This window comes from Sinomonas sp. (assembly GCF_051955515.1).
Classification (GTDB): domain Bacteria; phylum Actinomycetota; class Actinomycetes; order Actinomycetales; family Micrococcaceae; genus Sinomonas.
Map to the genome: position 1 here is coordinate 1 of NZ_JBQCGQ010000010.1, position 10,990 is coordinate 10,990.

The 10,990-nt window shown below is 69.0% G+C and carries 13 protein-coding genes and 1 riboswitch; of the genes, 11 read left to right on the forward strand and 2 right to left on the reverse strand.

Annotation, left to right across the window (positions count from 1 at the left end; all coding sequences use genetic code 11):
* Nucleotides 1-1,638: AMP-binding protein (locus ACTHL9_RS00655; RefSeq protein WP_440516697.1), on the reverse strand; the 1,638-nt coding region annotated here is incomplete at its 3' end.
* 157 nt (nucleotides 1,639-1,795) lie between these two features.
* Here ACTHL9_RS00655 and ACTHL9_RS00660 point away from each other — a divergent pair.
* From ACTHL9_RS00660 to ACTHL9_RS00700, 9 genes are all read left to right on the forward strand, one after another.
* Nucleotides 1,796-2,107: a hypothetical protein gene (locus ACTHL9_RS00660; protein WP_440516698.1), complete on the forward strand. Its 312-nt coding sequence runs from the start codon at nucleotides 1,796-1,798 to the stop codon at nucleotides 2,105-2,107.
* 122 nt (nucleotides 2,108-2,229) lie between these two features.
* Nucleotides 2,230-3,441: a cobalamin-independent methionine synthase II family protein gene (locus ACTHL9_RS00665; RefSeq protein ID WP_440516699.1), complete on the forward strand. Its 1,212-nt coding sequence runs from the start codon at nucleotides 2,230-2,232 to the stop codon at nucleotides 3,439-3,441.
* A 16-nt stretch (nucleotides 3,442-3,457) separates the two neighbouring features.
* Entirely contained in the window at nucleotides 3,458-4,468 is a 1,011-nt protein-coding gene (locus ACTHL9_RS00670; RefSeq protein WP_440516700.1) for an acyl-CoA thioesterase, read from the forward strand.
* 121 nt (nucleotides 4,469-4,589) lie between these two features.
* Nucleotides 4,590-4,919 (forward strand): ArsR/SmtB family transcription factor, encoded by a 330-nt coding sequence (locus tag ACTHL9_RS00675; protein WP_440516701.1) that lies wholly within the window; start codon nucleotides 4,590-4,592, stop codon nucleotides 4,917-4,919.
* 12 nt (nucleotides 4,920-4,931) lie between these two features.
* Nucleotides 4,932-5,429 carry an SRPBCC family protein gene (locus ACTHL9_RS00680; RefSeq protein ID WP_440516702.1) on the forward strand — a complete coding sequence of 166 codons (498 nt, stop codon included), beginning with the start codon at nucleotides 4,932-4,934 and terminating at the stop codon, nucleotides 5,427-5,429.
* A gap of 91 nt (nucleotides 5,430-5,520) precedes the next feature.
* Nucleotides 5,521-5,660, forward strand: a riboswitch (SAM riboswitch).
* An 11-nt stretch (nucleotides 5,661-5,671) separates the two neighbouring features.
* Nucleotides 5,672-5,992, forward strand: a complete 321-nt coding sequence (locus ACTHL9_RS00685; RefSeq protein WP_440516703.1) for a DUF1737 domain-containing protein — start codon at nucleotides 5,672-5,674, stop codon at nucleotides 5,990-5,992.
* Nucleotides 5,989-6,402, forward strand: a complete 414-nt coding sequence (locus ACTHL9_RS00690; protein ID WP_440516704.1) for a rhodanese-like domain-containing protein — start codon at nucleotides 5,989-5,991, stop codon at nucleotides 6,400-6,402. Before ACTHL9_RS00685 ends, ACTHL9_RS00690 begins: the two co-directional genes overlap by 4 nt.
* A 3-nt stretch (nucleotides 6,403-6,405) precedes the next feature.
* On the forward strand, nucleotides 6,406-7,617 hold the full coding sequence (locus ACTHL9_RS00695) for an O-succinylhomoserine sulfhydrylase (RefSeq protein WP_440516705.1): 1,212 nt from the start codon (nucleotides 6,406-6,408) through the stop codon (nucleotides 7,615-7,617).
* A 1-nt stretch (nucleotide 7,618) separates the two neighbouring features.
* Nucleotides 7,619-8,068, forward strand: coding sequence for an SRPBCC family protein (locus tag ACTHL9_RS00700; RefSeq protein WP_440516706.1), 450 nt, complete (start codon nucleotides 7,619-7,621; stop codon nucleotides 8,066-8,068).
* A gap of 88 nt (nucleotides 8,069-8,156) precedes the next feature.
* Here ACTHL9_RS00700 and ACTHL9_RS00705 read toward each other — a convergent pair whose 3' ends face one another.
* Complete coding sequence (locus ACTHL9_RS00705) at nucleotides 8,157-9,320, reverse strand: glutamate--cysteine ligase (RefSeq protein ID WP_440516707.1); 1,164 nt, start codon at nucleotides 9,318-9,320, stop codon at nucleotides 8,157-8,159.
* Between the two features lie 42 nt (nucleotides 9,321-9,362).
* On the opposite strand from ACTHL9_RS00705, the gene ACTHL9_RS00710 reads away from it, so the two are divergent.
* Together ACTHL9_RS00710 and ACTHL9_RS00715 are read left to right on the forward strand one after the other, a co-directional pair.
* On the forward strand, nucleotides 9,363-9,725 hold the full coding sequence (locus ACTHL9_RS00710) for a MerR family transcriptional regulator (protein ID WP_440516708.1): 363 nt from the start codon (nucleotides 9,363-9,365) through the stop codon (nucleotides 9,723-9,725).
* Between the two features lie 28 nt (nucleotides 9,726-9,753).
* Nucleotides 9,754-10,746, forward strand: a complete 993-nt coding sequence (locus ACTHL9_RS00715; RefSeq protein ID WP_440516709.1) for an aldo/keto reductase — start codon at nucleotides 9,754-9,756, stop codon at nucleotides 10,744-10,746.
* Nucleotides 10,747-10,990 lie beyond the last annotated feature (244 nt).

Genomic DNA, 10,990 nt, shown 5'->3' on the forward strand with positions numbered 1-10,990 from the left:
CTCGGCGTGGCGGAGTTCCACCCGGCGGATCTTGCCGGAGATCGTCTTGGGGAGGTCGCTGAACTCGAGGCGTCGGATGCGCTTGAACGGCGCAAGGTGGTCACGGCAGTAGCGCAGGATCTCCTCCGCGAGCTCCGGCCCCGGCGAATAGCCAGGGGCGAGCACCACGAACGCCTTCGGCACCGAGAGCCGCACCGGGTCGGGGGACGGCACGACGGCGGCCTCCGCGACCGCGGGATGCTCGATGAGCACGCTCTCGAGCTCGAAGGGCGAGAGCCGGTAGTCGGAGGACTTGAAGACGTCGTCGCCGCGGCCCACATAGGTGATGACGCCGTCCGCGTCCCGCCGCGCCATGTCGCCGGTGTGGTAGTAGCCGCCGCGGAACGCCTCGGCCGTCCGTTCGGCATCACCGTGGTACCCCGCCATGAGACCCACGGGGCGAGGGTCGAGGCGGAGGCAGATCTCGCCGTCGTCGGCTTCCTCGCCGGTCAGGGGATCAACGAGGACGACGTCGTAGCCCGGCAGCGGACGCCCCATCGCACCGGCGGTGACGGGCTGGCCAGGCGTGTTGGCAACTTGGACGGTGGTCTCGGTCTGGCCGAAGCCGTCGCGGATTGTGAGGCCCCAGGCGTGCTTGACCTGGTCGATCACCTCGGCGTTGAGGGGCTCCCCCGCGGAGACGGCCTTGCGGGGCGGGGTTGCGAGCTGGGTGAGGTCGGACTGGATGAGCATCCGCCACACGGTCGGGGGCGCGCAGAAGCTCGTCACACCCTCGCGGCCCATGTGCTCCAGGAGGGCCGGGGCGTCGAACCGCGCGTAGTTGTAGATGAACACCGTGGCCTCCGCGATCCACGGCGCGAACACGTTCGACCACGCATGCTTGGCCCAGCCCGGCGAGGCGACGTTGAGGTGCACGTCGCCCGGCTCAAGCCCGATCCAGTACATCGTCGACAGGTGGCCCACGGGATACGAGGTGTGCGTGTGCTCCACGAGCTTCGGCTTCGACGTGGTGCCGGACGTGAAGTAGAGGAGGAGCGTCTCGTCCGCCCGGGTGGGGCCGTCGGGTGCGAAATCGGGTGTCGCGGCGGCGGCGTCCGAGTAATCGAGCACCCGGTGACCGCCCTCCCACGCGCCGCCGACGCTGATGAGCGTGTAGTCGCCGTCGACCTCGTCGAACCTCTTGAGGTGGGCGCGGTCGACGACGGCCCACCGCGCCGCGCCCCGGTCCACCCGGTCCTGCAGGTCGCGGGGGCCCATGAGGGTCGTCGTGGGAATCATCACGGCCCCGAGCCGGATGCACGCGAGGATGAGCTCCCACAGCTCGACTTGGTTGCCGAGCATGATGATCACATGGTCGCCGCGCCGCACTCCCTGGTCCCGAAGCCATGAGGCCGCCCGGCGGGACGCGTCGGCGAGCTCGGCGAACGTCCGTCGCGTGGAGCTGCCGTCCTCCTCGACGATCACGAGCGCCGGCTGCGAGCCCCGCGCAGGATCGGCGGCGAGCGCGTCGAACCAGTCGGTCGCGAAGTTGAACTCCTCGAGGCGCGGCCACTCGAACTCGGCGAGCGCCTTCTCGTAGTCCTCGCGCAGCTCAAGGAGCCGATCACGCGCGGCCCGGAAGTCATCGGTGACTGTCATGCTGCGCCTCCCGCAACGAAATTCAGCCCAGTGATCCACGTCACGATGAAATCTACTAGGACGTCCAAGGGTCCGAAAAGCCCGCCCTCCTAAACCGACTTCATCGGGCGGCGAACGCATCTGGCGGCGGCCGCCGTCGTATGCCTACGGTTCACTCATGGAACCGACCAAACCCGCGGACAGCGAAGAGCCAGCCGTCATGGACACACCCGTCTACGGCGACGACCCCGGCCTCGGCGAGGGCTACAGCCAGGACGACGGCTTCGGCCACAATCAGGAGTCCATGCTGCTCCACCAGCCGCAGAGCGAAGGCGAAGGCGAAGGTGGAACAGCGAAGAAGGAGCCTGCGCACCGCGGGCGGCGCCGTCGGGGAGCCGGCATCGGCCTGGGCACGGCGGGCGCGGCCGGGATCCCGTCGGACAACGGCGGTCACACGCAGACCGGGTTCGGCGACGAGGACCGCGCCTGACCGTCCGCCCCCGGCCCGGGCCCCGGCCCCGGCCCCGGAATTGTCGGGTTATAGCGAGTGCGGGACGGCTTAACCCTCCGTAACCCGACAATTCCGGCGCGGGGATGGGCCAGACTGGCCCCATGCACAACACCGACTTCATCCAGACGACGCACGCCGGTTCCCTCCCCCGTTCAGCCGAGCTTCTCGCGGCGAACGCTGCTATGGCTGAGAACCCCGAGGACCCGGCCGCGTTCGAGGAGCTGCTCGCGCAGTCGGTGAAGGACGTCGTCACCCGGCAGCGCGAGGCAGGCATCACCCTCCCGAATGACGGCGAATACGGGCACACCATGTCGAACTCGGTGGACTACGGCGCGTGGTGGAACTACTCCTTCTCGCGCCTCGGCGGCCTCACGCAGGGCGGAGTCGACCGCTGGCAGAGCACGGAGAAGGTCCGCTCGGAGCCGGGCAGGATCCGGCTGACGAGCATGCGGGACCGCCGCGACCGCGAGCGCTTCGACGAGGCGTACAACGACCCGAACTCGTTCATCCTCACGGGACGGAAGGCCGTCCCGCAGCCGACCGTCACCGGCCCAATCACCTACGTGGGCCAGGAGGCCATCCAGCGCGACGTCGCGCACCTCAAGGAAGCCCTTGCCGCGAACGGCTTCGAGACAGGCTTCCTCCCGGCCCTCTCCCCGGGCTCGGCGTCGCGGATTGCGAACGAGTACTACACGAGCGACGAGGAACTCGTCTACGCGTGCGCCGACGCGATGCGCGAGGAGTACAAGGCGATCGTCGAGGCCGGGCTGACGGTGCAGATCGACGATCCCTCGATCGCCGAGAACTGGGACATGATCAATCCCGAGCCCACGGTCGAGGACTACCTTGCGTTCACGCAGCTCCGCGTCGAGGCCCTCAACTACGCGATCCGCGACCTGCCGCAGGAGCAGATCCGCTTCCACCTCTGCTGGGGCTCGTGGCACGGCCCGCACACCACGGATCTGCCGTTCGCGGACCTCGCCCAGACGATGCTCTCCATCAACGCGGGTTCCTACTCCTTCGAGGCCGCGAACGTGCGCCACGAGCACGAGTGGAAGGTGTGGCGCGACCTGGCGCTGCCCGAGGAGAAGACGGTGGTGCCGGGCGTCGTCTCCCACGCCACGAACGTGGTCGAACACCCCGAGCTCGTGGCGGACCGCATCGAGCGCTTCGCCCAGATCCTGGGCCGCGAGCGCGTCATCGCCTCCACCGACTGCGGGCTGGGCGGGCGCGTCCACCCGCAGATCGCGTGGGCCAAGCTCGAGGCACTCTCCGAGGGTGCGCGCCTCGCCAGCCAGCGGCTCTGGGGCTGAGAGGACGACGACGGCGATGGCACCTTCCGCTTCCGACCCCGCCGTGGGCGACGCTTCCACCCTGAACCCCGAAGTCACGCTGCGCTTCCTCGCAGCGCCGACCGACGTGGGGCATTCCGGCTCGGTCGACGCCGGGACCGTCCTCGAATGGGTCGACAAGGCGGCCTATGCGGCGGCCGTGGGCTGGGCCAAGACGTACTGCGTGACGGCCTACGTGGGCAACATCCACTTCGCCGACCCCGTGAACGTGGGAGACCTGGTCGAGGTCACGGCGACGATCGTCTACACGGGACGCTCGTCGATGCACATCCGCACGGTCGTCTCCTCCGGGGACCCGAAGGGCGGCACACCCACGATGCGCAGCGACTGCCTGGTCATCTTCGTGGCCGTCGGCGCAGACGGGCGCCCGGTCGAGGTGCCGTCCTTCATGCCCAGGACCGAGGCGGAGCGGCAGGCCGAGGCGCTCGCGGTCGCCCGGATTGCCGTCCGGAACGAGATCGTGGAATCCATGCGGCAGCAGGAGTACACGGACGCCGGGACATCGGAGCGCGTGGTGCTCCGGTTCCTGGCCGCGCCAACCGATGTGAACTGGGGCGGCAAGGTCCACGGCGGCACGGTCATGAAGTGGATCGACGAGGCGGCGTACGTGTGCTCGGCCCGCTACTGCGGCCGGGACACCGTCGCGGTGTTCTCGGGCGGCGTCAGGTTCTACCGACCGCTGCTCATCGGCGATGTGGTGGAGGTCGAGGCTCGGCTCGTGTACACGGGCAACAAGGGCATGCATATTGCCGTCCATGTGCGCTCGGGCAGTCCGCGCGGCCACGAGCTCGAGCTCACCACGTACTGCCTCACCGTGATGGTGGCCCGGGATGAGGCCGGCGCTGCGATCCCGATCGAGCCATGGGTTCCCGTGTCCGACGAGGACCGGCGCCTCTGGAACCACGCCCGCGAGCTCCTCGAGATCCGCGGCCGAGCCCCCGGGAACCGGCTGCCGAATCACCTGCTGGCGGCGAACGGTCCCTCCTGACGGAGCTGACGCCGGCGCGGAGACGGTCACGTCTCGCTGAGAAGTCCCGCTTTGCATCGACCCCAGTTCCTCTCTCGCACCCCCTTGCCCTCCCTGCCGACGCGAGCTAACCTACAACCAAATGGTTGTAGAACAGCTCAGCGACGAAGAGACCGACCGGATCTTCCAGGCCCTCGCAGACTCGACCCGTCGGGACATCATCCGGCAGTCGATGCTGCGGGAGCAGTCGGTCTCGGACCTCGCGAAGCACTACGCCATGAGCTTCGCGGCCGTGCAGAAGCACGTCGCGGTCCTCGAACGAGCCTCGCTCGTGAGGAAGGAGCGCCGCGGGAGGGAGCAGATCGTGCACTCCAACCCCGAGGCGCTTCGCCGAGCGTCCCGCCTCCTCGATGCCTACGAGGACCTGTGGCGGGGCCGCGCAGCCCGCATCGATGAGCTCCTCTCCGACTAGCCAGGGGGAACCATGCCCTTCGTCAGCAGCACCAAGGACCTCGACAATCTGACCCTCACTCTCATCACCGAACACGGAGCCAGCCCGGACCGCCTCTGGCAGGTCTGGGAGGACGCCCGGCAGCTCGAGCGCTGGTGGGGGCCGCCCACGTGGCCGGCAACGTTCACACGCCACGAGTTCGAGCCCGGCGGCGAGTCCCGGTACTTCATGACGGGGCCGGACGGCGACCGGGCCTACGGCTGGTGGCGCATCACGGACGTCGAGGCTCCGCGGCGCCTCGAGTTCGACGACGGCTTCGCGGGCGACGACGGCGAGCCCCTGGACCGCGACGACACCACGCACACGGCGGTGCGGCTGGAGGAAGCGGACGGGATCACGCGGATGACGTCGGTCTCCACCTTCAAGAGCCTCGAGCAGCTGGAGAAGCTCCTCGCCATGGGCATGGAGGAAGGCATGAGGGAGGCCGTGGGCCAGATCGACGGCATTCTGGCAGGGCAGGAGGTCCGCTAGGCAAGTCACTCCGCCTCTGTTGCGCGGTGTTGCCAATCGTTACCGGGCTCTCATGGATGGCTTCGCCGTCGCCGTGCTACTTTCGACGCAGAGTAACGAGCGCCAGCGCGCGACGGCGGAGCCTGCCTCCGCGGTCGCACTGCCCTGACTTGCTGGCCGGCAACCCTCCATCCGGCGGGGTGCCTCAGGTGAAGACTCGGCATTTCGACCATCGATACGCAAGCCAGAAGGAGTCCCCGCCCATGTCCGACACCGCCATAGAGACGGGAGAGGCGGCCACCACACCGCTCAACGATCCCGCGGCTCCGTCGAGCGCTTCCGAAGAGCGCCTCGCCTATCGTCTCCTCACCGGCCCGGACACCCGCGAATTCTGCGCACGCATTTCGCAAGCCCTCGCCGAGGGGTACGTGCTCCACGGGAGCCCTGCCGCGACGTTCAACGGCACCGATGTCATCGTTGCGCAAGCGGTGATCCTGCCTCACGCCATCGCCCGCGCGGACGCTGCGGTGGCCTCGGCGGTCGACGATCTCAGCACCGATCTGGAATTCGAGGGCCACGCATGAGCTACGCAGGTGACGTGACGCCCCTCGAGGCGTGGGAGAAGCTCAAGTCCGGCGAGGCCGTCCTGGTGGACGTCCGCACGGAGGAGGAGTGGGCGCACATCGGGATTCCGGACACGCGCCAGACGGACAACGATCCCCTGTTCATCCCGTGGGTCTTCGCGGGTGGCATCCCCAACCCCGACTTCCTCACCGAGCTCGAGCTCCAGGGACCGGAGGACCGGGCCACGGAGCTCCTCTTCCTGTGCCGCTCGGGGCATCGCTCCGCGGCAGCGGCCGCGGTCGCCACAAATCTCGGCTTCACGGCCTACAACGTGCTGGAGGGCTTCGAGGGCATTCCTGGCCCGGATGGGCAGCGGAATGTCAACGGCTGGAAGAACCGGGGCCTCCCCACGAACGTAGGACAAGAGTAGTCAGTGACCTTCAATATCGACGCCGCCAGCTGGAGCGAAGACACGCAGGCTGTGCGCGGCGGGCTTGACCGCAGCAATTTTCAGGAAACTTCAGAAGCCCTGTTCCTCAACTCCGGCTTCGTGTACGAGTCGGCGGAGGCGGCCGAACGGGCCTTCACGGGCGAGGACGAGCGCTTCGTCTATTCCCGCTACGGCAACCCCACCGTTGCCACTTTCCAGGAGCGGCTCCGGCTGCTCGAGGGCACCGAGGCGTGCTTCGCGACGGCGTCGGGCATGTCCGCCGTGTTCACGGCGCTTGGGGCGCTGCTCGGTGCCGGCGACCGCGTGGTCGCGGCCCGAAGCCTGTTCGGCTCGTGCTTCGTGATCCTCAACGAGATTCTCCCCCGCTGGGGCGTCGAGACGGTGTTCGTCGACGGACCGGATCTCGACCAGTGGCGCGAGGCCCTCTCGGTGCCGACCACGGCGGTGTTCTTCGAGTCGCCGTCGAACCCGATGCAGGAGCTCGTGGACATCCAGGCCGTCGCGGACCTCGCGCACGCCGCGGGGGCGACCGTCGTCGTCGACAATGTCTTTGCCACGCCGCTCCTGCAGCGCAGCCTCGACTTCGGCGCGGACGTGGTGGTCTATTCGGGCACCAAGCACATCGACGGGCAGGGGCGTGTGCTCGGCGGCGCGATCCTCGGGCCGAAGGAGTTCATCGACGGCCCGGTCAAGCAGCTCATGCGCCATACGGGGCCCTCGCTGAGCCCCTTCAACGCGTGGGTCCTCACGAAGGGCCTGGAGACGATGGGCCTGCGCGTGCGGCACTCGTCCGCGAGCGCGCTCGCGATCGCCGAGTGGCTCGAGGCTCAGCCGGAGGTCGGCTGGGTCAAGTACCCGCACCTGAAGTCGCACCCGCAGTACGAGCTCGCGCGCAAGCAGATGAGCGCGGGCGGCACCGTGCTCACCTTCGAGCTCAAGGCACCCGATGGCGGCGGCGGCAAGGACGCGGCGTTCCGCCTCCTCAACGGCCTCAAGATCGTCGACATCTCGAACAACCTGGGCGACTCGAAGTCCCTCATCACGCATCCGGCGACGACGACGCACCGCGCCATGGGTGCCGAGGGTCGCGCCGCGATCGGGCTGGGCGACGGCGTCCTCCGCCTGAGCGTAGGCCTCGAGGACGTGGGCGACCTCATCGGCGACCTCGACCGGGCGCTCCACTCCTCCACGTGAGGTGAAGGCTTTCCAGATCCGGATTCGGACGCCCCTCCCGGCGCCCGAGGCGTGGGCGCAGATCCTCGATCTCCGCGCCCACGACCGGCTCGTGCCCTTCACCCACGTCACCCAAGGGGCCGTCGCGGCGTCCGAGCTGCGGCCCGGCCACCGGTTCGTGGCGTGCACGATGCTGGGCCACCGAGGGTTCAACGACGTCATGACCTTCGAAGAGCTCGCCCCGCCCACCACGAGCCAGCCGGGCCACGCGAGCATCGCGAAGTCGGGTCGGTTCGTGCTTGGGTCGGTCGCCGTGACCGTGAGCCCGCACGACGGCGGCTCGGAGGTGCGCTGGTCACAGGAGTTCGCGCTCTCGGGCTTCCCGGAGCTCCTCAACACGCTCGCCGCGTTCGGTGCGCGGCTCGGCTACCGTGCGGTCCTCAAGCGGCTGCTGCGTCATTCGGTGGCCTGACCGTCCCTCAGCGGCATAACCGTTTGTCGGCACGGACGGTTATGCCTCTCAGGGACGGTCGAGGCGCCGAAGGACGGTCAGGCACCCATCAACCGCGGCGCTGCCCCCGCGTGAGGGGCCACCGCCGTCGGACGAAGCTCAAGGTTGCCCTCGCGCCGTCGTCCCAGCCGCCCTCGCGCGAGACCGTGTGCTTGACGGCCGCGCGCACAGCGCCAGCCAGCCCCCCGCCGTCGGCCGCTGCTTCCCGCTGCGCGAGCTCGCCCGTCCCCCGCTCCAGAAGCTGCGCGATTGCGAGCTCCGTGCGGGCGAACTCGCCCGTCTCGCGCAGCGCGGGCGCGACGTGCGCGAGCAGGGCGGCGACGGCGTCGCCCGCGGAAACCGGCTCCAGTTTCGCAGGGTGGACGAGCTGGCCGTTCAAACCCGACCGGCTGGCCCGCCAGGCGGCGAGGCGAAGGATGCCGACGGGCGTCGCCAACGGGGCAACGCCGTCGGCCGCTTCGCGCAGCGCAGTCTCAACGAGCGCGCGGACCAGGACGGCGACGAGCGCGGAATCGGAGGTGATCAGCGGGACATCGGCAATGCGGATTTCGACGGTGGGATGGTGCCGCGAGAGGCGCGCGTCGAAGTAGGCCATGCCCTCGTCAAGGATCGCGCCGGTGCCGACCATCGAGGCCATGAGCTCGTCGTATGTGTGGGCGGAGCCGTAGAGATTCTGGGGGCCCGAGGTGGGCCAGCGGTTCCAGGCCTGAGTGCGGAAGCTCGCGTAGCCGGTGGTCGAGCCGAACCAGAAGGGCGAGTTGGCGGTGAGCGCGATGAAGATCGGGAGCCAGTCGCGAATGCGGTCGAGGACCGCGATGCCCTCCTCCTTCGACTCGATCGCGACGTGCACGTGCAGTCCGCAGGTGAGCTGCTCGTAGGAGATGATGCGGAACTCGTCGTCCATGCGGGCGAAGCGGTCGTCCGGGGTGAGCGTCGTGGCCGAGCCGAGCGGCGAGGTGGCCAGCGCGGCCACCCTGCCGCCGCAGGCCTTGGCCGCCCGATCCGCGAGCCGGCGGCCGGCGTAGAGCTGGGCGAGCAAGTCGTCGTGGGTGCGGCAGGGGGCGGTCTGGACTTCGATCTGCTCGAGCTTGAACTCGTGCCCCATGTCCGCTGGGCGTCCGGCGACGGCGAGCATCCGGCCGGCAAGGGCGAGGGGCTCACCCGTGGTCGGGTCCACGATGAGCAGCTCTTCTTCCACCCCAAAGGTGCGCATGCCGCCATTGTGTCAGTAGGCGAACCGTGCGTTGATATTTCAATGGGCCTCACCATCGCCGAAGTCGCACAGCGCACCGGCCTCACACCCCACACTCTGCGCTACTACGAGCGCGACGGACTCATGCTGCACCACGTGGACCGCACGCCGGCCGGCCACCGCGAATACTCCGACCGGGACGTGACGGCCATCCTCATGGTCGCTCGCCTTCGCGCGACCGGCATGCCGGTGCGGGAGATCCGCCGCTACGCAGCGCTCGTGCGGGAAGGCCCCGGCAACGAGCGCGAGCGGCTCGAGATCCTCGAAGCGCACCGCGAGCGGGTGCTCGCCCAGCTCGCCGAGGTCACTGAGAACCTTCGAGCCGTCGACCAGAAGATCGACCTCTACCGAGGGACCTTGACTTAGAGCGCACTCTAACCGGTTGGCTGGAATCATGCAGACCAGAACCCTTGGCACTCAGTCCTCGCTCACCGTCTCCTCCCTCGGCCTCGGCTGCATGGGCATGTCCGAGTTCTACGGCGCGCCCGACGAGCAATCCGGCCTCGACACCATCCACCGCGCGCTCGACCTCGGCATCACCTTCCTCGACACCGCGGACATGTATGGCCCGTTCACGAACGAGAAGCTCGTGGGCCGGGCGATCGCGGGCCGCCGCGATGAGGTCCAGCTCGCCACGAAGTTCGGCAACATGCGCGGCGAGAACGGCGAGAGGCTCGGCATCAACGGGAGCCCGGAATACGTCCGCGCCGCCTGCGACGCCTCGCGTGATCGGCTCGGCGTGGACCCCCTCGACCTGTACGACCAGCACCGCGTGGACCCGAAGGTGCCGATCGAGGACACCGTGGGGGCCATGGCCGAGCTAGTCCAGGCCGGGAAGGTGCGCCACATTGGGCTCTCCGAGGCCTCCCCGTCCACCATTCGCCGCGCCCACGCGGTCCACCCCATCACAGCCCTGCAGACCGAATACTCGCTCTTCACCCGCGACCTCGAGGATCAGATTCTCCCCACGATCCGCGAACTCGGGATCGGCCTGGTGCCCTACTCCCCGCTGGGTCGCGGCATCCTGACCGGGCGCATGACCGCGGAGTCCGTCTCGCAGGAGGGCGATGCGCGCAGCAGCCGCTACTTCCCGCGCTTCCAGGGCGAGGCTCTTGAGGCGAACCTGCGCCTGGTCGAGGAGGTCAAGGCGATCGCCGAGCGCAAGGGCGTCACGCCGGGCCAGATCGCACTCGCCTGGGTCCTCGCCCAAGGCGACGACGTGGTGCCGATTCCCGGCACCAAGCGCGTGAAGTACCTCGAGGAGAACGCCGCGGCGCGGGAGGTTCAGCTCACCGAGGACGATCTCACGGCGCTCGAGCAGGCGGTGCCGCGTGACGCCGTCGTCGGACCCCGCTATGGCGACATGAGCAGCATCGACAAGGGCTGAGTTCCCGACATTTCGCGGCACTTCCCTTCTCTCGGCGCCTCCCCGACGTTGTGGCGGGGGGTATTTTGGGGTGTGTCCCCCCGCAAAATAAGGGGCCCCCACCGCGTTGCGGCCCCCCACATCACTGCCCCGGCCCCAAACCCCGGTCGTCGGGGGGCGGGAAATAACCTTTATCGGCCGGGTAGTTGGGTTAGCGTGGGGGCCCGCGGGGAACCAACGCGACCGGAGGTCTTTTGGCGAGCCG